We start from the raw sequence: 21,746 nt of genomic DNA, 5'->3' as shown, positions 1-21,746 counted from the left end.
GCCCGACCCCGACGGCGAGCCCCGGTGACGGACTCGGTGACCTCGCGCTGCGTTACCCCGCACTGCGCCTCCGCCTGCTTCGGTGTTGTGAGCCCCCCCGGGCCACACGGCACCCCCACCGGCGCACATGATACCGCATGCTGATCAGAAAGCGGCAAGTGCTGCGTTAGCGTCTGTAACAGGGCAATAGGTGCAGATAGCACGATGGTGGGGGCCCGCGGTCGCCCTCTGGCTGGCAGCAGCCCCGCCCTGCTGGCCGTGGTCACGCTCTGCTGGCTTTGGAACGCTCTGCTGGCTTTGGTAACGAAACAGCGAGGGCCGGGGTGGCGTCGTGCCCACCCCGGCCCCCGTGGCGGGCCTCAGCCCGCTGTCAGCTGATCGTCCAGGTCTCGCCGCCGGAGATGAGGGCCATGAGGTCCCCCGTCCCCTGCCGCTCCCGGGTCTGCTCGACCTGCGCGTTGAGCGCCTCGTCGTAGGTCGGGATGTCGACGTTGCGGAACACGCCGATCGGGGTGACGCCGTGGTCATCCCCGGTCAGCCGGGACAGCGCGAACGCCTGGCTCGGGTCCGTGCTCGCCGCGTCGTGCACGATGACGCCCTCGTCGGTCGCCGCGCAGACCTCGAGGCCGCCGGACGCCGAGCGCCGGATGCCCTTGTCCCGCTCGGCGCCGAAGACCAGCGGCTCGCCGTCGATCATCTTCAGCGTGGCGTCGTCGCGGGTGCCGCGGTCCTTCAGCGCCTCGAACGCACCGTCGTTGAAGATGTTGCAGTTCTGGAAGATCTCCACGAACGCGGTGCCCGGGTGCTCCGCCGCCGCGCGCAGCACCGACGTCAGGTGGGCCCGGTCCGAGTCGATCGACCGGGCGACGAATGTCGCCTCCGCGCCCAGCGCCAGCGACGCCGGGTTGTACGGGCGGTCGAGCGAGCCGAACGGCGTCGACTTGGTGATCTTGCCGACCTCGGACGTCGGGGAGTACTGGCCCTTGGTCAGCCCGTAGATCCGGTTGTTGAACATCAGGATCTTGATGTTCACGTTGCGGCGCATCGCGTGCAGCAGGTGGTTCCCGCCGATCGAGAGCGCGTCGCCGTCACCGGTGACCACCCAGACCGACAGGTCCGGGCGGGACGTCGCCAGGCCCGTCGCGATCGCCGGCGCCCGCCCGTGGATGGAGTGCATCCCGTAGGTCTGCAGGTAGTACGGGAAGCGTGAGGAGCACCCGATGCCCGAGATGAAGGCGATGTTCTCCCGGGCGATCCCCAGCTCGGGCAGGAAGCCCTGGACGGTGGCCAGGATGGCGTAGTCGCCGCATCCCGGGCACCACCGGACCTCCTGGTCGGAGGTGAAGTCCTTACGGCTCAGCTGGCTCGGCGTGGCGGGTACCAGGTCCAGGAGTCGGTTGGTAATCCCGCTGCCGTTCGTTGTGACGGTCACTGGTTGATCACGTCCTCCAAGACGCCCGCGAGCTCCGCGGCCTTGAACGGCAGTCCACGGACCTGGTTGTAGCCGATCGCGTCCACCAGGAACTGCGACCTGATCAGTGTGCGGAGCTGGCCGAGGTTCATCTCGGGGATCAGCACCTTGTCGTAGGAGCGCAGCACCTCGGCGGTGTTCGCCGGGAACGGGTTGAGGTGGCGCAGGTGCGCCTGGGCCACGTGCAGCCCCTTGGCCCGGACCCGCCGGCAGCCGGCGGCGATGGGGCCGAAGGTCGAGCCCCAGCCGAGGACCAGCACGCTCGCCATGCCGGACGGGTCGTCGACCTCGAGCGGGGCGATGTCCCGGGCGATGCCGTCGATCTTGGCCTGGCGCAGGCGGACCATGCGGTCGTGGTTCGCCGGGTCGTAGGAGATGTTGCCCGAGCCGTCGGCCTTCTCCAGACCGCCGATGCGGTGCTCCAGACCCGGGGTGCCGGGGACCGCCCACGGGCGGGCCAGCGTCTCGGGGTCGCGCTGGTAGGGCCAGAACTCCGGACCCTTGGGCCCGTCGTGGTTCGGCTCGGTCGTGAAGGTCACCGTGAGGTCGGGCAGCTCCTCGCGGGTCGGCAGCAGCCACGGCTCGGAGCCGTTGGCCAGGTAGCCGTCCGAGAGCAGGAAGACCGGCGTCCGGTACTTCGTCGCGATCCGGGCGGCCTCGACGGCGGCGTCGAAGCAGTCGCCGGGCGAGCGCGGCGCCACGATCGGCACGGGGGCCTCACCGTTGCGGCCGAACATCGCCTGCAGCAGGTCGGCCTGCTCGGTCTTGGTCGGCAGGCCGGTGGACGGGCCGCCGCGCTGGATGTCCACGATCAGCAGCGGCAGCTCGAGGCTGACCGCGAGGCCGATCGTCTCGCTCTTGAGCGCGACACCCGGGCCCGACGTGGTCGTCACGCCCAGCGAGCCGCCGAAGGAGGCGCCGAGGGCCGCGCCGACACCGGCGATCTCGTCCTCGGCCTGGAAGGTGCGGATGCCGAACTGCTTGTGCTTGCTCAGCTCGTGCAGGATGTCCGAGGCCGGGGTGATCGGGTAGGTGCCGAGGAACAGCGGAAGCTTCGTCAGCTCGCCGGCCGCGATCAGCCCGTAGGACAGCGCGATGTTCCCGGTGATCCGCCGGTAGGTGCCCTCCCGCATACGCGCCGGGGCGACCTCGTAGGTGACCGAGAACGACTCGGTGGTCTCGCCGTAGTTGAAGCCGGCCCGGAACGCGGCGATGTTGGCCGCCGCGATCTCCGGCCGCTTGGCGAACTTCTTCTTGAGGAAGCCCTCGGTGCCGCCGGTCGGCCGGTGGTACAGCCAGCTCATCAGGCCGAGCGCGAACATGTTCTTCGCCCGCTCGGCTTCCTTCTTGTTCACCGTCCCCGCGACGCCCTCGGCGGCGTTGACCGCGTTGATCGTCATGGACGTCAGCGGGACGCGGTGGACGGTGTAGTTGTCCAGAGTCCCGTCGGCCAGCGGGTCGGTCGCGTAGCCGGCCTTCTTCAGGTTGCCGCCGGTGAACGCGTCGGTGTTGACGATCAGGTCGGCGCCGGGCGGCAGATCCTTCAGGTTCGCCTTCAGCGCGGCCGGGTTCATCGCCACCAGGACGTCCGGGGCGTCGCCCGGGGTGAGAATATCGTGATCGGAGAAATGTAGCTGGAAGCCAGAAACTCCGGCCGGGGTGCCGGCTGGCGCCCGGATTTCCGCGGGAAAGTCCGGAAGCGTGGACAGATCGTTGCCGAATGCCGCTGTCTCGCTTGTGAACTGTTCTCCGGTGAGCTGCATACCGTCGCCTGAGTCGCCCGCGAAGCGCACGACGACCCGGTCGAGCCGGCGGGTCTCCCTCTCCCTGACCTGCTCAGACACCTTCAGTAACCTCCTCAGGTACCACCCCAGCGTACCGGGCGGCTCAATGCACCACGGGGATCGTGACGCCTGACCGACTCCGGGAAGGACGGGGGGACGCCGTTCGGGACCGGATTATCCCCGTCACCCACCCTGCCTGGCGGTGTGCGGCTGGTTGCGGTATGCGTTTTCTGCTAACGGACGTGAGTGCGGCTCGGCGGGCGGGACAGGCCCCGCCGTGGGGCCCTCCGAGGCCGTCCCCACCGGGGCGAACCGTCGGCTCCGGCGGGTGGGAGGAGACGGCCGGACACCGGCGGGCGGGCCGCGCGGAGAAGGCCGCCGGTTCCCCCTTCAGGCCGCGGATGTGCTGTGTCACCTGCTCGTGGGAGCCCCGACGGGTGTCCGTAGGCGGACACCCCGGCCGGTGCCGCGACCCGCGCCCGAATCCCCCAGCCGGTGGAGCGCCCCCCCGGGGCGCGACTGTGCGCGGCGGTCACCCGTGCCGCGCGCGGGCGACGTCCATACCGTTCGGGGCGCCTATGTACAGCGCGGGCCGTATTCAGGTGACCTCCGCCCAGAGATCGGCATGCCGGTGTTGTCGTGGAAACGAGTACACCGGCATCGTGGTGGTATCGCGGCGATCACCCCCGCCGTGCGGCCGACGTCCACACATGAGTGTGTTCCCGGCCCCGGTCGGATGGGGATGGCGCCCCGATGTGAACACTATCGATTAGGCGGACCAGCGGTGCGCGGGGCGTCCCGCGATTTCGTATGGCGCGATAGGCACCGCGCCTGGACGACCTCCCGATGACACCGACTGGGCACGGATCGACGCGGACGTCTCTCAGCATCACTGATCGGTCACCGGGAGATGAACGGTGTGTTCCAGCAGAGTTCCGGGTGTGTGGCCGTGGCCGTTCATTGCGCGGCCGGGTGGTCCGGTCGTGAGCTCCGGCGGAGTCGATGGCCCCGGTGAACCCGGCCATGGCCGGGTACCCGTCGCCTGTGCGCACCTCGGACGATTGGATCGGTGCATGAGGTCACTCCGGCGGGGCCCGAGCGGCGGAGACGGGGGAGCCGACCGCGGCGGGCCGCTCCAGGAGTGCGAGCGCGGGAGGGCGGCCACGTGGCGGGAATAGCGGCGGGCCCGGGCCTCACCGTGGCCGTCATCGGCGTCGGCCGCGCCGGCTCGGCGCTCGGCGCCGCGCTCGCCGCCGCCGGCCACGAGGTTCGCGCCTACTACGCGCGCTCGCCCGCCGGCCGGGAACGGGCCGCCGCGCGCTTCCCGGCGGCCACGGCGTGCGCCACGCCCGAGCAGGCCGCGGCCGCCGCAGAGGTGATCCTGCTCGGCGTGCCCGACGACCTGATCGAGACCGTCGCCGCACAGGCCGCCCCCGGCCTGGCCCGCACCAGCCCGGTCCGGTCCGGCCCGGCCGGCACCGACGCGGCCCGCTCGCCGTCCCCGCTCGTCGCGCACCTGAGCGGACGGCACGGGATCGCCCCGCTCGCGCCGGCCCGCGCCGCCGGGGCGCACCCGGCTGCCATCCACCCGATCATGACGCTCACCGGGACGCCGGCCGACGTCGACCGCCTCGTCGGTGCCACCTTCGGTGTGACGACGGCCCCCGGTGACGAGCCGGCGGCCGCGCTCGTGCGCCGCCTGGTCGCCGACGTGGGCGGGCGCGTGGCGGTCGTCGCCGAGGAGCAGCGGGCGCTCTACCACGCCTCCCTGGTTCTGGGCGGCAACTTCCTGGCGACCCTCGTGACGGCCGCCGGACGGCTGATCGCCGAGGCGGGCGTTCCCGACCCGGCCGGCGCGCTCGGCCCGCTGCTGCGCGCGTCGCTGGAGAACGCGCTGGACGCCGGCGAGGCCGCGATGACCGGCCCGGTCCGGCGCGGGGACGCCGGCACCGTCACAGCGCAGTTGGACAGCCTGGAACGGCGCGACCGCCACCTCGCCGACGCCTACGCCGCGCTCGCCGTCCTCACCGCGGACCGGCTCGAGCAGGCCGGCCTGCTCGAGCCGGCCGCCGCCGCCGCCGTGCGCGCCGGCGCGACGGACGGCCGCGGGTGGGCGTGACCGCTGCCGGGAACAGGGAGCGTCGGCTCCTTCGTTGAAGCGAGTGCGACAGGTCGACAGGACGGATACGCGACAGCCATGCTTCATCGCAGTCTCAACGGGCTGAAGACGGCGCTTCTCCTCGGCGTTCTCTCGGCCGCGATCGTGTGGATCGGGTCGCTCTTCGGCACGAGCGGCCTCGTCATCGCCGTCGTTCTCGCGCTCGCGATGAACGGATTCTCCTACTTCTACTCGGATCGGATCGCCCTGCGGGCGATGCGGGCGTATCCGGTGAGCCAGGTTCAGCAGCCCCGGCTCTACGCGATCGTCCAGGAGCTCGCCACCCGGGCGCGCATGCCGATGCCCAAGCTGTACCTGAGCCCCACATCGTCACCGAACGCCTTCGCGACCGGGCGAAACCCCCGTAACGCGGCCGTGTGCTGCACCGAGGGAATCATGGAGATCATGGATGACCGTGAGCTCCGTGGTGTCCTCGGGCATGAGCTGAGCCATGTCTACAACCGCGACATCCTCATCGCCTCGGTTGCGGGCGCGCTCGCGGGCATCATCGTTTATCTGGCAAACATGCTGCAGTGGTTTGCCATTTTCGGCGGCGGTCGCGACGAGGACGGCCCCGGGGTACTGGAGATGCTGGCCCTCATCGTCGTCGGCCCGATCGCCGCCACGATCATCCAGCTGGCGATCAGCCGGGCCCGCGAGTACCAGGCGGACGAATCCGGGTCGACCCTCACCGGCGACCCGCTCGGCCTGGCCAGCGCCCTGCGCAAGTTGGATGCCGGCACGGCCGCCAGGCCGCTGCCAGCCAACTCGCGGCTGGGCCCGGCCGCCGCGCTGATGATCGCGAACCCGTTCCGCGGCGGCGGCATCGGCCGGTTCTTCTCGACCCACCCGCCGATCGCCGAGCGGATCGCCCGGTTGGAGCAGCGCGCCAGGATGAACCCGTATCGGTAACCCCATCCAATCCGCCTACTCCGTCCACCCTCAACCCCACCGCCACGGTTCCGCCCGGAGGAATCGGCTCCCGGTCGCTTTGCCGGCCGGGAGCGGCGCGCCGGATCGCCTGATTCGGGCCGTGACGTCGGCATTCCCTTCATGACACCGACCGGATGGGCGCGGCTCCTCGGTGGCGGCCGATGTGGCTTGGCATGGAAGGAACATGCCGGGAACGCGAAGTTCACCACCGCGTCACGACGAGACCCGGGGAAGGCACGCTGAAGCGCTGGATAGCGAGTAGTCTCAAAGCTCCCAGACAGCGGCGGAGCGTACCCCCCAGGTTCCGCCGCACGCACCCCGCCCGAAACCCCCCATCGGGCGGGGTGCACCTATTTCGGACATCTACCGCCGGATGTTCCTAACGCTTTCTGCCGTGCGGCGGCGGCCGTGCTTCTTCCCGTGCATACGCCCCGTGAATTGCGGTCCGTCCCGCGGCCCTGCCCGCACCGCGTCCCGCCCCCCGCCGCAGCACCGCGGCGGGCTGCGGGCGGCGCGCTGTGTCCGGGCGGCGTCAGTCCGGGCTGGTCGCCGTCGTCCGCCGGTGTCGGCGGGCGAGGGTGATCACCGGTAGTTGACGAACTGCAGCGGTACGTCGAAGTCCTCGGCCTTGAGAAGCTGGATGACCCGCTGCAGGTCGTCCCGCTTCTTGCCGGTGACCCGGAGCTGGTCGCCCTGGATCTGCGCCTGCACGCCCTTCGGGCCGTCCGCGCGGATCTTCTTGGCGATGGCCTTGGCCTTCTCGTCCGCGATGCCCTGCTGGACGGTCACCGTCAGCTTGTACTCCTTGCCCGACTGCCGCGGCTCGCCGTGCTCGAGCGACTTCAGCGAGATGCCGCGCTTCACGAACTTCTCCTGCAGAACGTCCAGGACGGCCTTCACCCGATCCTCGCTGTTGGCCTGCAGGAGGATCGACTCGCCGGACAGCGCCGCCGAGGCCCCGGTGTCCCGGAAGTCGAAGCGGGTCTTGATCTCTTTCGCCGTCTGGTTGACCGCGTTGTCGATCTCCTGGGTGTCGACCTTGCTGACGATGTCGAAGGACGGATCTGCCACGGGCACGGACCTCCTGGTCAAGTCGTACGGGGCGAGCGCCGGCCCCGTGACGCGGGCCGGGCGCGGGCCGGAGTGTTGGGGGACCCTCCCCGTCAGCCCACTCGGTGCAACCGGTATGCTTGTCGAACACGGCAGGTTGCCCGAGCGGCCAAAGGGAGCGGTCTGTAAAACCGTCGGCTCAGCCTACGATGGTTCGAATCCATCACCTGCCACCACCCCGGGTTCCCCGGGGAACATGCTGCGACACAGGCCCTGGAGAAGACTCCGGGGCCTGTTCCATGTTCCCGACCGGTCCCACCGATCATGGCTACCGCCAGGGGCGGGGCCCGAGCAGTTCCTCGACCGACCGGTGGGGCCGTGGCGGCAGGTAGCCCGTGCAGCCCGAGACGTCAGGTCCGCTCATGAGGCCTCGAAGGATCCGTAGAGAAGGCCGGCGGTGTGGGCGTCCGCTGGGAAGAAGGTCTCGACTGCGAGCTCCGAGACGGTCACGTCAGTGGGCGTGCCGAAAACGGTGGTGGCGGTGAAGAGCGAGAGCTCGCCTCGGGGTGACCGGTAGCGCATCGGGATGACTATGCCGTTCGCCGTCCAGAGGCCGGCCGGGCGACCCGCACGGCCGCGCGCGCCGTCGTCGGCGGCGCCGTGCCCGACCCCGTTGGCGCCGCGGTCGGGCACGGGATAGGCGCTCAGCTCGGTGTGGAGGTCGTGGAGGACCGCGTCTCCGGTCGTGTCGGCCTGCCTGGCCAGGCGGTCGAGCAGGTGTGTCCTCCACTCCGGAAGGTTCAGGATGCGCGGGGCCATGCCCTCGGGGTGCAGGCTGAGCCGGAGCACGTTGACCGGGGGTTCCAGCAGCCGTGCGGCCGCGCCCGCGGTGAACAGGTCGATCGCGTCGTTCGCGGCGACGAGCTCCCAGCGCCGGTCGATGACCGCCGCGGGCAGCGGCCCGAGGCCGGCGAGCACCCGGTCGATCGCCGCACTCACCGCGGACATCGGCGGCGAGGCGAGATCGTTCTCGGAGTAGGCCGGTGCGTAACCGCCGGCCAGCAGCAACTGGTTGCGTTCCCGCAGCGGCACGCCGAGATGTTCGGACAGCATGATGATCATCTCGCTCGTCGGCCGGGACCGCCCGTTCTCCACGAAGCTGATGCGCCGCGTCGAGACGTTCGCGCGCTCAGCGAGGCCCAGCTGGGTCAGCCTGCGTCGTTCCCGCCAGCCGCGCAGCAACGCTCCGACCGACCGGCCGGGCTCGCGGGCGAGGACCATGGCAAGACCGTAGGCTCCGCCGCCGCCGTCGGGCCATGACCTCGCAGGTAATCGACGGGCCACACCGCGGGCCGGCAGCATCGGTCCCACCGCCGGAGCGGCCGGGCAGACCCGCCGCCCGGCAGCCAGATCCACCGTCGACGAACCCAACAGTGACGAATCCGAGAGTGAGGACACACCGTGGACGACCTCGAGACCCTGGCCCTGAACTACATCGCCGCGTGGAACGAGACCGACCCCGCTCTGCGGAGGGCTGCCGTGGCGAAGGCCCTGGCCCCCGGGGCCCGCTATGTCGACCCGATCGCCACGGCCGAGGGCCACGACGCCATCGACACGATGATCGGAGCGGTGCAGGGACAGTTCCCCGGCCTGACGATGACCATGCTGGGGCCGGTCGACGCCCACCACGCCCAGGCCCGCTTCACCTGGGGCCTCGGCCAGCCCGGCGCCGAACCCCTCGTCGTCGGGTTCGACGTGATCGAACGCGGCACCGACGGCCGCATCACCCAGGTGCTCGGCTTCCTCGACAAGGTGCCCGCCGGGGCCTGATCCGTTCCCGCCGGCCCCGACCCGGCCGCACCGCCATCCGCCGCCCGCTACACCGGCGCCTACTGCCGCACCGCTGCCCGCCGCATCGCCTCCATCGTCGGCCGAAGCCTGCTGGCGGCGCAGTGGCGGGCCGTAGAGTCGGCAGACGTGGCCGACATCGAAGCGCTGGCCGCCCGGGTGCGGGCGGCGTCTCACCTGACCGGGACGTTCCTCCTCCGGTCGGGCCGTACGAGCACCGAGTACTTCGACAAGTACCTGTTCGAGGCCGAGCCGGCGCTGCTCGCCGACATCGTCGAGGCGATGGCGGCGCATCTCCCGCCGAACACCGATCTCCTCGCCGGCCTGGAGCTGGGCGGCGTTCCGCTGGCCACGCTGCTGTCGGCACGCACCGGCCTGCCGGCCAGGTTCGTCCGCAAGAAGGCGAAGGAGTACGGAACCCGGCGCATAGCCGAGGGCGGCGAGGTCGAGGGTCGGCGGATCGTCCTGGTCGAGGACGTCGTGACCAGCGGCGGGGCCGTGCTCGACGCCACCCGGGTGCTGCGCGAGCAGGGCGCGGTCGTCGAGGACGTCCTGTGCGTCATCGATCGCCAGGAGGGTGGCCGGGAGCGGCTCGCGGAGATCGGCCTGACGCTGCTCCCCACTCTCACCCGCGCCGATCTCGACGCGGCTCGCTAGCACCCGGACAGCCTGACGTCGGACACGCGGGACCGGGATGACTTCGGACGTGGCCGGAGTGTTGTTCGTCTATGGGACGCTGCGCTTCGACGTGGTCGTCGATGCGCTGCTCGGCCGGGTGCCGACCATCACTCCGGCGGCCGTCGGCGGCTGGCGGGCGGCGGCGCTGCCGGGGCGGAGCTACCCGGGCCTGGTCCCCGCACGCCCCGGCGACGTGTGCGCGGGCCGGTGCCTGAGCGGTCTGACCAGGGTCGAACGCGAGCTGCTCGACCTGTTCGAGGGCGATCCGTACGAGGCGCGCGAGCTCGCCCTGGTCGGCGGTGGCTCGGCGGTCGCCTATCTCTGGCGCGATGTCACCGACGTGCGGACGTCCGACTGGGACCCGGACCGCTTCGCGGCCGAGCACCTGGCCGGATTCGTCCGCCGCTGCCGGCTGTGGCGTGATCAGGTCGTGCCGGGAACGCCGCGGTGACAGATGCGTGATCAGGTCGTGCCGAGGCCGCCGCGGTGACAGGTCCGCGGCGGCCCCGGCGGTCATACCGTCACCGGATGCCGGCGCCCGAACCCCCGGGGCCGTCCTTCCGGCTCGGGTCCCGGTAGCCGGGGTCGCCCGGCCTGAGGCCCGGCCCGCCCGACCGCTGACCCGGGTCCGGCGGGTAGCCCTCGCCGCGGCCGCTCTGGCCGGCCTGGCCCGGCTGGGAGGCGTAGCCCTGGTCGGAGGTGTAGCCCTGGTCGCGGTCGTAGTCGCCGCCCGCGCCCGGCCCGGCGCCCACTCCGGCGCGCGCCCCGCTGCGAGCCGCCGTGGTCGCGCCGCGGGCCATCCCGGGACGGTCACTCGGGTAGGGCTCGACGGCGCCGCCGCGGCCGCGCGTCTGGTAGGTGGCCAGCGCGTAGATGACGAGGATGTCGATGGCGATGATGATCACCGACCAGATGGGGAAGGCGGCCATGAACGCGAGTTGGCCGATCGCGTTGAGTGCGGCGATGACGATGCCCACCCAGCGGGACAGCTCGTTGCCGGCCGCGATGCCGAACGCGATCCCCATCTGGACGATGCCGACGACGATCCACAGCCAGCCCCAGAAGGTGGTGTTGGCGTAGATCACCCCGGTGCCTGTCGAGGTGGAGTAGAGGTTGTCCACGATCACGATGTAGTCGCGTAGTGACGCGATGCCGTAGATGAGGTTGTGGAAACCGACGATGAACATGATGACGGCCGCGAAGATCAGCCAGCCGTCCGTGTTGCGTACCTGCCGCAGATCTGCCATCTGGTCCTCCCGGCTGTACGACGGCGCAGCATGTGACCAAGTGGCCACAGTCCGCCGCACTCGGCGTCAGATACCCCGCGTAGGCCTTCGTCACTCCTCGCGTTCGTTTCGGGGGTCGGGGATGTGCGGCGTCAGGCCGGATGGGGGTGGGCGGCGTCAGGGCGCCGCCGCGGGCAGCAGGGTCACCGCGTTCGTCGCGGCCGTCCAGCGCAGCTTGCCGAACTGGAAGGCACTTTCCCGGCCGCCCGGCACCGAGTACTCGTCCGTGATCGGAAGACCCAGGCTGGACGTCGAGCCGCCCAGTTCCAGGTAGCGGCGCAGGATCAGGCCGTGCACCTCGTGCGCCCCGGTCGTCGGGTGCCAGTAGATCCAGCCGCCCTGGAAGATCGCCTGGTGGGCGCCGGGCGCGGCGGCCCACTCGACGTCGCCGAGCGGACGTCCGAGGAAGCTGTTGGTCCCGCCGAGGCCCAGGTACTTCTTCGCGATCTCGCCGTGCAGCACCCGCGGTCCCGTCGCGACGGACCAGTAGATCAGCCCGTTCGTGAAGGGGCGCCAGCGGCCGCCGCCGCCCGCGACGACCTCCGCTCCGGTGGGCGCCCCGAGGGCGAGCTGCAGCAGCCCGGCCGCCGCGTACCGCTTGTCGATCTCGGAGAGGGTGCCGTCGGCGAGCCCGGTCAGCGCGGGGGCGGAGCAGCACACGACGTTCATGTCGACGCTCCCGATGATCCCGGGGACCACGCCAGAGGACGTGTACTGCCACATCGCCCAGCCGGGCCAGCCGCCCGGCAGCCATCCCGGGGTGGACTCGTTGTTGTAGATGGCGAACCAGAACGGGTACCGGGCGAACTCCTTCGTGTCGGCCATGCTGTCCGTCCAGAACGACCGGTACGTGTACAGGATGGGCGCCCGGCCGGTCTGGGACTCGATCTCCTCCAGGAAGGCCCGGGTCCAGGCCGCGAGGGCCGCCGGATCGAGCCCGCCGGTGGTCTCCAGGTCCAGGACCGGAGCCAGGTGGCCGGCTGTGCGCGTGAGGCCGGTCACAGCCAGGAAGTGCCGGGCCTGGTCGACGGCGGTCGAGATCGGGGCCGCCGGGCGGGCGTAGTGGTAGGCGCCGACGGCGAGGCCCGCCTTGCCGGCCGCGTCCCGGTCGCCGACGAAGAACGGATTCGTGTAATTGGTTCCTTCGGTGGCCTTCACGATTGCGAAGGTCATGCCGGCGCCCTTGACCGCGTTCCAGTCGATCGGCGCCGACCCGGGGTGCTGCCACGATGCGATGTCGATGCCCTTGGGCCAGGCGGGGGACGGCTCCGTGAACAGGACGGGCTCGGACGTCCCCGGCCCGGGCACCGGTGTCATGCCCGCCGCCGCCGGCGGGATGGCCCCAGGCGGCACGGGAGGGGTGGCCCCGGGCGGCGCAGGTGGAGTCGCCCCGGGTGGCACGGGCGCCGGGTCGGGCGCTGGAGTCGCGGGCGCCGGTGTCTGCGCCGCGGGCGCGGCGGGTGCGGGTGTCGCGGTCGCCACCGCCCCGTTCGCTGGTGCCTGGGCCGCCGGCGACGGCGTTGGCGCCGCCGCCGCGGACGGTGTGATTTGTGTCGCGGGCGAGGTCTGCGTCGGCGGGGTGATCTGTGTCTGCGGCGTGATCTGCGCCGACGGAGCTGAGACCCTGGACGCCTGCGGCGTGGGCAGCGCGCCCGCGGCCGGCGCGGAGAGCGCGACGGCGGTGACAGCCACCGTGGCCGCGCTGAGGACCCGCGCGGAGAACCGTCCGGCATTGCGCAGGCGCCAGGCGGCCAGCGCCTCGTCGACCGCGACCCGGCCGACCGCGACCCGGCCGGCTGCCACCCGGCCGGCAGCCGCGGGCTCGGCCATCACGATCTCGCCGGCCCGGACGACGCCGGGCTGCGCCGTTCCGGCCCGTGTCTCGCCGGCCGCGGGCAGATCGTGAGCGAAGCTGGCGGCTGCCGGAAACGCCACCTTGGCGGTCGCGTTCTGTGGTCTCTTCGGTGACGGTGGCCCCGACACGGGCCGATCCGGGAACGCGGCGTGCAGCGTCGCGTAGGACGTTCCAGGTGGCAGTGAGGTCCCGGCCGGGACAGGTACCCCGGCGAGGGGGAGCGGCCGCGGTGAGGCGGCCGGCTGGCTCTCCCACGGCGCACGCGGGACGATGGGCGCCGCGTCCGGGGTCTGTGGATCTCGGGAGTGACGGTACGTGAGCGGCATGAGCAACCCTCGATGCTGGGAGGCGCGGCGGCGGCTGCGGTAGCACCTGTGAGGCGCGCGTCCACGGCCGAGCAACACGCTAGGCACTCATGCGATTACTTACAGCTATCAGCGGGGGGTGCGTGTCGGGCCCGACGTCACCGTTAGTTCGCCGTGTCGGCCTTCTGGCCGTGTTCGCGGGGTCTGGTCACCCGCCTGCCGTCCGGGTCGATCGGCACGTTCCCGGCCGGCCGTGCCGGCCGCGCGTGGGTGCGGGCGAGCCGGACGGTCGGCGCCGGGCGGAAGTGTGGGGGGGTGCCCGCCACGAAGTCGCCGGAGTCGTGTAACGTGAGTCCCGCGCGAGCACGCCCCTTTAGCTCAGTCGGCAGAGCGTCTCCATGGTAAGGAGAAGGTCTACGGTTCGATTCCGTAAAGGGGCTCAGGCGGTCCGGTATCGGGCAGGATCGTGATCGGCAGTTGGTGGTCTGTCCGCTTATACTGTCAGTCGGATCTTCGCTCGCTGGTGATCCGTCATGGCGGTGTAGCTCAGTCTGGCAGAGCAAGCGGCTCATAATCGCTGTGTCGCCGGTTCAAGTCCGGCCACCGCTACCATCGGGTCGCGGCACACCGTGTCACCCTCCAGGGGTCTGGTGAGTCGCGGCCCCTTGGCCTGTAGAGAATTCGAGACAGGAAGAGGCATCTCGCCGTGGCTGCCACCGACGTTCGTCCGAAGATCACAATGGCGTGTCAGGTGTGCAAGCACCGCAACTACATCACGCGCAAGAACCGGCGGAATGACCCGGACCGTCTCGAGCTGCGCAAGTTCTGCCCGAACTGCCGCACGCACACCGAGCACCGCGAGACGCGCTAGCCCGTCGGCCGACCACGGCTGGCGGGGCGCCGTCGACCGGGCGGGGCGAGCCCCCCGGCGCAGGCGCCGTGACCGCGACACACGACTTACTCCGGGCGGGTCCGTGTGTCGCGGACCCGCCCGGTTTCGTCGTGCCGTCACTGCGCCGTCCCGAGTGGCCGCGCTGTCCGAGTGACGACGCGGCTCCGGTGGCCGCGCCGTCCGGGCGGTGCCGCGGTCCGGGTGGCCATGCTGTCCGCGCGGGCGCGGGCCCGATAGGGTCTCGAACCGGTCCGGTAAGCCCGGGTTCCGGCGACATCGGGATCCGGCAACGTCGAGATCGGAGCGTGCGGTGCCGCTGAACCAGGACTTTGTCGGACGTAGTTACACCTCCGACGTCCCGTTCCAGGTGGGACGTGAGCACATCCGCCAGTTCGCGCGCGCCATCGGCGACGGCAACCCGCTCTTCCGCGACGTGGAGGCGGCGAAGGCCGCCGGTCACGCCGATCTGGTCGCCCCGCCGACCTTCCTGGTCACGGCGATCCCGGGCGACCTCGGCCTGCCGACCAACGATCCCGCTCTCGGCCTGGACTACTCCCTCGTCGTCCACGGTGACCAGCGGTTCACCCTGCACCGCCCGGTTGTCGCGGGCGACGAGCTCGTGGTGCGCTCGACGCTGGCGTCCATCCGCTCGGTCGGCCGCAACGAGGTGCTGGTGACGTCCTACGAGTTCACGACGACGAGTGGCGAGCTGGTCGCGGAGGGAACGTGCAGCCTGGTCTCCCGCGGCACCGCGCCGCCTCGTTGACCATGGTCCCCGCTGCCCCGCTGCCCCGCTGCCCCGCCGCCTCGTTGACCACTTTCTCGCTGACCACCGCGACGTCGCCGCGCCGCCCCGCTGACGCGGCGTCCCGCCGAGGGTTCGATCGGAGCCGGCATGCCCACCACCGTCACCTATGACGCCGTCGACGTCGGTACCGAGATCGGTGACCGGGTCTTCCCGCTGCGGCGAGCCGATCTGGTGCGCTACGCCGGCGCGTCGGGCGATTTCAACCCGATCCACTGGAACGAGCGGGTGGCCGCCGAGGCCGGGCTCCCCGGTGTGCTCGCGCACGGCATGCTGACGATGGCCACGGCGGGCCGTCTCGTCACCGACTGGGTCGGCGACCCGGCGGCCGTCGTCGAGTACGGCGTGAAGTTCTCCTCACCCGTGGTCGTGCCCGACGACGACGAGGGCGCGCAGATCTCTGTGCGGGGCGTTGTGGAGAAAAAGCTCGACGGCGGGAGGGTCGTGGTTAACCTCACAGTCCGACACGAGGGTGCCAAGGTCCTCATGGCGGCGCGGGCGACCGTCCAGCTCGCCTGACCCCGGCGGCGCCCGGCAGCGTCCCGCGGGGCCCGGTCCCACACCCGGATACCGGCCGCGGCGCGGCCCCGGCCCCACACGCCAGCGGGCCCCGCGGCGGTGTGCCGCGGGGCCCGGTGCACGTCAGTCAGCCGGTGCCGTCAGTCGGTGCCCGTCAGCCGGACATCGCCTCGACTCCGGGGTGCGTGGAGGTGGACGGTGCGCTCAGCCGGCCTCAGACGGCTTCGGACAGCAGGGCGCCGAGCCGGCGGACACCTTCGACCAGGTCGGTGTCCCCGAGGGCGTAGGACAGGCGGGCGAAGCGCGGGGTGCCGAATGCCTCCCCGGGCACGATCGCGACGCCGGCCTCTTCCAGAATGAACTGGCACAGATCGGCCGAGGTCGCCGGCGTGCGACCGCGCAGCGTCCGGCCGAGCACGCCCTCCAGCGACGGGTAGGCGTAGAAGGCCCCGTCGGGCAGGGGGCACCGCACGCCGGGGATCTGCACGAGCATCTCGTGCATGGTCTTGCGGCGGCGGTCGAAGGCCGTCCGCATCTCGTGGACGGCGTCGAGCGGGCCGGCGACGGCCGCGAGCGCCGCGGCCTGGGCGACGTTCGAGACGTTCGAGGTGGCGTGCGACTGCAGGTTGGTGGCCGCCTTGACGACGTCGAGCGGGCCGATCAGCCAGCCGACCCGCCAGCCGGTCATCGCGTAGGTCTTGGCCACGCCGTTGACGACGACCCAGCGGTCGGCGAGCTCGGGCGCCTCGACGGGCATCGAGGCGAAGCGGGCGTCGCCGTAGACCAGGTGCTCGTAGATCTCGTCGCTGAGCACCCAGATGCCGGCCTCGGCGGCCCAGCGGCCGATCGCGCGGACCTCCTCCGGGGTGTGGACGGCACCGGTCGGGTTGGAGGGGGAGCAGAACAGCAGGACCTTGGTACGGGGGGTCCGGGCGGCCTCGAGCTGCTCGACGGTGACGCGGTAGCCGGCCTCGGGCCCGGTCACGACGTCGACGGGCACACCGCCGGCGAGGCGGATCGCCTCGGGGTAGGTCGTCCAGTAGGGGGCAGGCAGGAGAACCTCGTCCCCTGGGTCGAGCAGAGTCGCGAACGCCTGGTAGACAGCCTGCTTGCCACCGTTGGTGATGAGGACCTGGCTTGGCTCGACGACCAGGCCGGAGTCGCGCCTGGTCTTCTCCGCGACGGCCTCCCGCAGCTCGGGGAGGCCGGCAGCCGGGGTGTAGCGGTGCATGCGCGGCTCGCGGCACGCCTTCTCCGCGGCGGCGACGATGTGTTCGGGAGTCGGGAAGTCGGGCTCGCCGGCACCGAAGCCGATCACGTCCCGGCCCGCGGCGCGCATCGCCTTGGCGGTCGCGTCGACGGCGAGGGTCGCGGAAGGCGCGATGCCCGCGATGCGGTGGGAGATCCTGCTCATGGCAGCCATGCTGCCACGTGAGTAGGGGATCGGGCTGGCCCGTCCGGCCCCTCCTGGGGCGACCTGCGGACGTCGAAGAGCACCGTGCGGCCGGCATCCGGTCGATGAAGGGGTATGCTCGTTCCGCTCGGCCTGTCAGCCTCTGCCTGCAGCCGGTAGCTCCACCGAACGGCCCTAAATGATCTTTAGGGGATCCCGGAGATCCTTAGAAGGTCATCGGGGAGCCTGACGGTGAGTGAAGGCGGCACGGTGGGAACTAGGCGGTGGTCCGGGTACGTCTAAGGGGCGTGGCTCAATTGGTAGAGCACCGGTCTCCAAAACCGGCGGTTGCAGGTTCGAGTCCTGTCGCCCCTGCGTTGGACCGACGAACGAGTGGGTGGAGCTGAGTGGCGACCGATACGCGTGACGCGGCACCGCGGGCCGGTAGGTCCGCGCGGGCCGACCGTCGACGGTCGCCGTTCTCGATTGTCCGCAGGATTCGTCAGTTCGTCCGCGAGGTCATCGCGGAGCTTCGCAAGGTCGTCTACCCGGGCCGGAGCGAGCTGATCACCTACGTGGTCGTCGTGCTTGTCTTCGTCACGGTGATGACGGCCTTCGTGGCTAGCCTCGACTTCGGCCTGACGAAGGCGGTCCTCGCGGTCTTCGGCTGACACCGGAGCCGCCACGGGCAGCGGGCCGGGCCGACCGATCGTCGGCGCGGTGCCCGGCCCGGGCACCGGTTCGTGTCGTCGTCCCGGCCCTGTGCGGCCGGGTGCGTCCCGCTGGCACGGGTCGCGGCGGGCGACCCGGTCGGCGGCCGGCCGTTCGGCGGATCAGGTCCGCCGGCGGGAGAACCACCCACTGCCCACCCGTCCACGAGAGAAGGAACGACCGCGTGTCCCAGTCTCCCGAGCACGCCTCCTCCGAGCAGGGAGAGGCCCTCGACCGTCTCGACCCCCTTGCGGCGTTCGAGCGCGACGAGGTCGCGAGCACGGACGCCGCGGCCGCACCTGAGAAGGACCACCTCGAGGACGACCTCGGGCCCGACGGCGGCTCCACCGCCGACACGCCCGCGACGGCGGCCGATGCCGCGCCGGCCGCTGACGCCGTGCCGGCCACCGCGGTCGCGACGCCCGAGCCTCAGGATGACGGCGACGACCTGCTCCGGGCGCTCGAGGACGCTCCTGGCGAGTGGTACGTCGTGCACTCCTACGCGGGCTACGAGAACAAGGTCAAGACCAATCTCGAGACCCGGATCTCAAGCCTCAACATGGAGGACTACATCTTCCAGATCGAGGTCCCGACCGAAGAGGTCCCGGTCGTCAAGAACGGCAAGCGCCAGCTCGTCCAGCAGAAGAAGTACCCCGGCTACATCTACGTCCGGATGGATCTGACCGACCAGTCCTGGTCGGCGGTCCGCAACACGCCGGGTGTGACCGGGTTCGTGGGCCTGACGAACCGGCCGTCGCCGCTGCGCCGCGAGGAGGTCGTCTCCATCCTCGCGCCGGCGGCGCCGAAGGAGAAGAAGGTCGAGACGGTCAAGGCCCAGGAGTTCGAGGTCGGGGAGTCCGTCACCGTCATGGACGGCCCGTTCGCCACCCTGCCGGCCACCATCAGCGAGATCAACCTCGACGCGCAGCGCCTGAAGGTACTCGTCTCCATCTTCGGTCGGGAGACACCGGTCGAGCTCCAGTTCAACCAGGTCGCGAAGATCTGATCCGCTCCGTAGAACCCCGGTAGGAAGACGAACAGATGCCTCCCAAGAAGAAGAAGATCACTGCGCTGATCAAGCTCCAGATCAACGCCGGCAAGGCGACCCCGGCGCCGCCGGTCGGTCCCGCCCTGGGCCAGCACGGCGTGAACATCATGGAGTTCTGCAAGCAGTACAACGCGGCCACCGAGTCGCAGACCGGCAACGTCGTGCCGGTCGAGATCACGGTGTACGACGACCGGTCGTTCACCTTCGTCACCAAGACCCCGCCCGCCGCCCGGCTGATCCTCAAGGCCGCCGGTGTGGACAAGGGCAGCGGCACGCCGCACCGGGTCAAGGTCGCGAAGCTGACCCCGGCCCAGGTGCGCGAGATCGCCCAGACGAAGCTGCCGGACCTCAACGCGAACAGCATCGAGGCCGCTGAGAAGATCATCGCCGGTACCGCCCGCTCGATGGGCATCACCGTCGGCGAGTGACCGTGTCCCGCGCGAACGCGCGGGAAGGTCCCGCCGGGCGTTCTGACGCGCGCGACGGGAGCGGACGGTACAAGGCGACACAGGCAGTACAGGTGTGACGTCGCGGCGGGCTCGTCGCGACGCCCAGATGGACGCAGGCATGTGGGAGGGCTCGTCGCTGCCGCGGCCCGGGTGGAGCCCGGGCCGAACGGCGCGGAGCGGGACCCGCCAACACCACGAGGAGAACTCATGAAGCGCAGCAAGGCGTACCGCGCCGCGGCCGAGAAGATCGACGCGACCGCCCTCTACAGCCCCCTCGACGCGGCGCGGCTGGCCCGGGAGACGTCGTCCACGAAGTACGACGCCACCGTCGAGGTCGCCATCCGTCTCGGCGTCGACCCGCGCAAGGCCGACCAGATGGTGCGTGGCACGGTCAACCTGCCGCACGGCACCGGCAAGTCGCCGCGGGTCGCGGTGTTCGCCGCCGGTGAGAAGGCCGCCGAGGCCACCGCCGCGGGCGCGGACGTCGTCGGCAGCGACGACCTGGTGGCCCGCATCCAGGAGGGCTTCCTCGACTTCGACGCCACGGTCGCGACGCCCGACCAGATGGCCAAGGTCGGCCGGATCGCCCGCATCCTCGGCCCGCGCGGGCTCATGCCGAACCCGAAGACCGGCACCGTCACCCTGGACGTGGCCAAGGTCGTCGGCGACATCAAGGGCGGTAAGATCAACTTCCGGGTCGACAAGCAGGGCAACCTGCACATCGTTATCGGCAAGGTGAGCTTCTCCGAGGCCCAGCTCATCGAGAACTACACCGTCGCCCTCGATGAGATCGTCCGGGTGAAGCCGTCGGCGGCCAAGGGCCGGTACCTCAAGAAGGTCACCTTCGCCACGACGATGGGCCCCGGCATCCCCGTGGACCCGAACCGGACCCGGAACCTTCTCGAGGACGCCCCGGCCTGACCGGACCGCAGGGACCGGACCGGAGGCCACGGACCACGGACCGCAGGGCCGGACCGGGCGGCTCGGTCTGACCTGACCGCACGGTCCGACCTGACCGCACGACGAGGGCACGCACCGCGAACGGTGCGTGCCTTTCGTTCGTTCCGCGTTGCTCCTGCTATGATGATGGACAGTTCCACACCGAAGACCGCTGGTCGTACTCCAGTCGTCGGGTTCCGAGTTTTGTCGGAGCCCTGTCGGCGGAGGCCGAAGGCTCGGTTTCCCCGAGCGGCCCGCGCAGGTGGCGGACGGGAAGTGGCTCACGTATCGCCGCTGGGCCGGCATTGAACTCACCCAGGTGGATTCGGCCGGCGGGTGAAGATCGTCGCCCTTGACGCCCCGCGCCTCCTGCGCCGGGGCGTTCGTCGTTTCCGGGTCCTTCGGTATGGCCGGCCGACCATTGAAGGAGCCCGATGGCGAACTCGGAGAAGACCGCCGCGGTGGCGGAGATCGCCGAGGATTTCCGTGGTTCGAGTGCCGCGGTGCTGACCGAGTATCGCGGCCTGACGGTCAGCCAGCTCACCGAGCTGCGCCGCGCCCTCGGCGAGACCACCCGCTACGCGGTGGTCAAGAACACCCTCACCAAGATCGCCGCGGCGCAGGCGGGCGTGACCGGTATCGACGAGCTGCTCGTCGGCCCGACGGCCGTCGCGTTCGTCGGCGGCGACCCGGTCGAGGCGGCCAAGGGCCTGCGGGACTTCGCCCGCGCGAACCCGGCCCTGGTCGTCAAGGGCGGGGTCGTCGAAGGCAAGGCGATGAACGCGGACGAGATCCGCAGGCTCGCCGACCTGGAGTCCCGCGAGGTCCTGCTCGCCAAGATGGCCGGAGCCATGAACGGCTCGCTGGCCAAGGCGGTCGGCCTCTTCGCTGCTCCGCTGTCGCAGGTGGCTCGGCTCGCCGAGGCGCTGCGCGCGCAGCGGGAGGAGACGGCCGGCGCAGAGCCGGTCTCCGTGGACGCCTGACGAGCGACGCCTGACGGGACGACGTCCCGCGGGGCGCGACGACCGACCACTCACCTGACGAGACTCCCCGGCACGACCGGGCGCCGGATCATCTGATCGGCATTACCAGGAAGGAACCGCCACCATGGCGAAGCTGTCGACCGACGAGCTCCTCGACGCGTTCAAGGAGATGACGCTCCTGGAGCTCTCGGAGTTCGTGAAGCAGTTCGAGGACACGTTCGGCGTGACCGCGGCCGCCCCGGTCGCGATCGCGGCCGGCCCGGTGGCCGGTGGCGCGGGTGGCGAGGCTGCCGCCGTCGAGGAGCAGGACGAGTTCGACGTGATCCTCGAGTCCGTCGGTGACAAGAAGATCCAGGTCATCAAGGAGGTCCGCGCGCTCACCAGCCTGGGCCTCAAGGAGGCCAAGGACCTCGTGGACGGCGCCCCCAAGCCTGTCCTGGAGAAGGTCGCCAAGGAGGCCGCGGACAAGGCCAAGGCGGCCCTCGAGGGCGCCGGCGCCACCGTCACCGTCAAGTAGTTCGGAACCGGTGCCGCTTGCCGGCACCAGGTTCGCCGTGGCCTGAGCGCGAGCGTGCTGTCGTCACGGCGGACACCCGTCACCCGGCCGGCCCCCGCCGGCCGAGTGGCGGCGATCTCGAG

At 71.2% G+C, this 21,746-nt stretch carries 21 protein-coding genes and 4 tRNA genes; 18 read left to right on the top strand and 7 right to left on the bottom strand.

Annotation, left to right across the window (positions count from 1 at the left end; translation table 11 throughout):
• Positions 1-370: 370 nt before the first annotated feature.
• Both FRANEAN1_RS30150 and FRANEAN1_RS30145 read right to left on the bottom strand, forming a co-directional pair.
• Positions 371-1,432 carry a 2-oxoacid:ferredoxin oxidoreductase subunit beta gene (locus FRANEAN1_RS30150; protein WP_020463503.1) on the bottom strand — a complete coding sequence of 354 codons (1,062 nt, stop codon included), beginning with the start codon at positions 1,430-1,432 and terminating at the stop codon, positions 371-373.
• Complete coding sequence (locus FRANEAN1_RS30145; RefSeq protein ID WP_020463502.1) at positions 1,429-3,315, bottom strand: 2-oxoacid:acceptor oxidoreductase subunit alpha; 1,887 nt, start codon at positions 3,313-3,315, stop codon at positions 1,429-1,431. Before FRANEAN1_RS30145 ends, FRANEAN1_RS30150 begins: the two co-directional genes overlap by 4 nt.
• Positions 3,316-4,420: 1,105 nt before the next feature.
• Between FRANEAN1_RS30145 and FRANEAN1_RS30140 the strand changes: the two genes are divergently transcribed.
• Positions 4,421-5,374, top strand: coding sequence for a DUF2520 domain-containing protein (locus tag FRANEAN1_RS30140; protein ID WP_020463501.1), 954 nt, complete (start codon positions 4,421-4,423; stop codon positions 5,372-5,374).
• A 78-nt stretch (positions 5,375-5,452) separates the two neighbouring features.
• Positions 5,453-6,325, top strand: a complete 873-nt coding sequence (gene htpX, locus FRANEAN1_RS30135; RefSeq protein WP_020463500.1) for a zinc metalloprotease HtpX — start codon at positions 5,453-5,455, stop codon at positions 6,323-6,325.
• 603 nt (positions 6,326-6,928) lie between these two features.
• Here the strand turns inward: htpX and FRANEAN1_RS30130 are convergent.
• Positions 6,929-7,417, bottom strand: a complete 489-nt coding sequence (locus FRANEAN1_RS30130) for a YajQ family cyclic di-GMP-binding protein (RefSeq protein ID WP_020463499.1) — start codon at positions 7,415-7,417, stop codon at positions 6,929-6,931.
• Between the two features lie 130 nt (positions 7,418-7,547).
• Between FRANEAN1_RS30130 and FRANEAN1_RS30125 the strand changes: the two genes are divergently transcribed.
• Positions 7,548-7,632: transfer RNA gene (locus FRANEAN1_RS30125), tRNA-Tyr, on the top strand.
• Between the two features lie 184 nt (positions 7,633-7,816).
• On the opposite strand, the gene FRANEAN1_RS30120 is transcribed toward FRANEAN1_RS30125, so the two are convergent.
• The gene (locus tag FRANEAN1_RS30120) at positions 7,817-8,677 is read right to left on the bottom strand and encodes a helix-turn-helix transcriptional regulator (RefSeq protein WP_041254927.1); all 861 of its coding nucleotides are present in this window, start codon (positions 8,675-8,677) and stop codon (positions 7,817-7,819) included.
• Between the two features lie 180 nt (positions 8,678-8,857).
• Here FRANEAN1_RS30120 and FRANEAN1_RS30115 point away from each other — a divergent pair, with 180 nt between their 5' ends.
• The 3 genes from FRANEAN1_RS30115 (at position 8,858) to FRANEAN1_RS30105 (ending at position 10,373) form a co-directional block, all read left to right on the top strand.
• Positions 8,858-9,226 carry a nuclear transport factor 2 family protein gene (locus FRANEAN1_RS30115; protein ID WP_020463497.1) on the top strand — a complete coding sequence of 123 codons (369 nt, stop codon included), beginning with the start codon at positions 8,858-8,860 and terminating at the stop codon, positions 9,224-9,226.
• A 147-nt stretch (positions 9,227-9,373) separates the two neighbouring features.
• The gene (gene pyrE / locus FRANEAN1_RS30110) at positions 9,374-9,901 is read left to right on the top strand and encodes an orotate phosphoribosyltransferase (protein WP_020463496.1); all 528 of its coding nucleotides are present in this window, start codon (positions 9,374-9,376) and stop codon (positions 9,899-9,901) included.
• A gap of 58 nt (positions 9,902-9,959) precedes the next feature.
• Positions 9,960-10,373 (top strand): gamma-glutamylcyclotransferase family protein, encoded by a 414-nt coding sequence (locus tag FRANEAN1_RS30105; protein WP_347176812.1) that lies wholly within the window; start codon positions 9,960-9,962, stop codon positions 10,371-10,373.
• A gap of 70 nt (positions 10,374-10,443) precedes the next feature.
• Here the strand turns inward: FRANEAN1_RS30105 and FRANEAN1_RS30100 are convergent, their stop codons facing one another.
• Positions 10,444-11,169, bottom strand: coding sequence for a hypothetical protein (locus tag FRANEAN1_RS30100; protein WP_041254926.1), 726 nt, complete (start codon positions 11,167-11,169; stop codon positions 10,444-10,446).
• A gap of 156 nt (positions 11,170-11,325) precedes the next feature.
• Positions 11,326-13,389, bottom strand: coding sequence for a GH25 family lysozyme (locus tag FRANEAN1_RS44200; protein WP_347176811.1), 2,064 nt, complete (start codon positions 13,387-13,389; stop codon positions 11,326-11,328).
• A 346-nt stretch (positions 13,390-13,735) separates the two neighbouring features.
• On the opposite strand from FRANEAN1_RS44200, the gene FRANEAN1_RS30090 reads away from it, so the two are divergent.
• The 5 genes from FRANEAN1_RS30090 (at position 13,736) to FRANEAN1_RS30065 (ending at position 15,584) form a co-directional block, all read left to right on the top strand.
• Positions 13,736-13,808, top strand: a tRNA-Thr gene (locus FRANEAN1_RS30090).
• Between the two features lie 95 nt (positions 13,809-13,903).
• Positions 13,904-13,980, top strand: a tRNA-Met gene (locus FRANEAN1_RS30085).
• A gap of 127 nt (positions 13,981-14,107) precedes the next feature.
• Positions 14,108-14,239, top strand: a complete 132-nt coding sequence (rpmG, locus tag FRANEAN1_RS30080) for a 50S ribosomal protein L33 (RefSeq protein ID WP_226931056.1) — start codon at positions 14,108-14,110, stop codon at positions 14,237-14,239.
• A 331-nt stretch (positions 14,240-14,570) separates the two neighbouring features.
• Positions 14,571-15,026 carry a MaoC family dehydratase N-terminal domain-containing protein gene (locus FRANEAN1_RS30075; RefSeq protein ID WP_020463492.1) on the top strand — a complete coding sequence of 152 codons (456 nt, stop codon included), beginning with the start codon at positions 14,571-14,573 and terminating at the stop codon, positions 15,024-15,026.
• Positions 15,027-15,155: 129 nt separating this feature from the next.
• Positions 15,156-15,584, top strand: coding sequence for a MaoC family dehydratase (locus FRANEAN1_RS30065; protein WP_020463491.1), 429 nt, complete (start codon positions 15,156-15,158; stop codon positions 15,582-15,584).
• Between the two features lie 214 nt (positions 15,585-15,798).
• On the opposite strand, the gene FRANEAN1_RS30060 is transcribed toward FRANEAN1_RS30065, so the two are convergent.
• Positions 15,799-17,007, bottom strand: coding sequence for a pyridoxal phosphate-dependent aminotransferase (locus tag FRANEAN1_RS30060; RefSeq protein ID WP_020463490.1), 1,209 nt, complete (start codon positions 17,005-17,007; stop codon positions 15,799-15,801).
• A gap of 272 nt (positions 17,008-17,279) precedes the next feature.
• Between FRANEAN1_RS30060 and FRANEAN1_RS30055 the strand changes: the two genes are divergently transcribed.
• The 7 genes from FRANEAN1_RS30055 (at position 17,280) to rplL (ending at position 21,624) form a co-directional block, all read left to right on the top strand.
• Positions 17,280-17,352, top strand: a tRNA-Trp gene (locus FRANEAN1_RS30055).
• A gap of 32 nt (positions 17,353-17,384) precedes the next feature.
• The gene (secE, locus tag FRANEAN1_RS30050) at positions 17,385-17,648 is read left to right on the top strand and encodes a preprotein translocase subunit SecE (RefSeq protein WP_020463489.1); all 264 of its coding nucleotides are present in this window, start codon (positions 17,385-17,387) and stop codon (positions 17,646-17,648) included.
• 224 nt (positions 17,649-17,872) lie between these two features.
• Positions 17,873-18,694, top strand: a complete 822-nt coding sequence (gene nusG / locus FRANEAN1_RS30045) for a transcription termination/antitermination protein NusG (protein WP_020463488.1) — start codon at positions 17,873-17,875, stop codon at positions 18,692-18,694.
• Between the two features lie 35 nt (positions 18,695-18,729).
• On the top strand, positions 18,730-19,164 hold the full coding sequence (gene rplK, locus FRANEAN1_RS30040; RefSeq protein ID WP_018505143.1) for a 50S ribosomal protein L11: 435 nt from the start codon (positions 18,730-18,732) through the stop codon (positions 19,162-19,164).
• A gap of 228 nt (positions 19,165-19,392) precedes the next feature.
• Positions 19,393-20,106, top strand: coding sequence for a 50S ribosomal protein L1 (gene rplA, locus FRANEAN1_RS30035; RefSeq protein ID WP_020463487.1), 714 nt, complete (start codon positions 19,393-19,395; stop codon positions 20,104-20,106).
• Between the two features lie 452 nt (positions 20,107-20,558).
• Positions 20,559-21,107, top strand: a complete 549-nt coding sequence (gene rplJ / locus FRANEAN1_RS30030) for a 50S ribosomal protein L10 (protein WP_020463486.1) — start codon at positions 20,559-20,561, stop codon at positions 21,105-21,107.
• A gap of 124 nt (positions 21,108-21,231) precedes the next feature.
• A complete protein-coding gene (gene rplL / locus FRANEAN1_RS30025) occupies positions 21,232-21,624 on the top strand; it encodes a 50S ribosomal protein L7/L12 (protein ID WP_020463485.1) in 393 nt (130 codons plus the stop codon).
• Positions 21,625-21,746 lie beyond the last annotated feature (122 nt).

The organism is Parafrankia sp. EAN1pec (assembly GCF_000018005.1).
In the GTDB taxonomy this organism is placed as follows: domain Bacteria; phylum Actinomycetota; class Actinomycetes; order Frankiales; family Frankiaceae; genus Parafrankia; species Parafrankia soli.
This window is presented reverse-complemented; position numbering and strand designations above follow the sequence as displayed.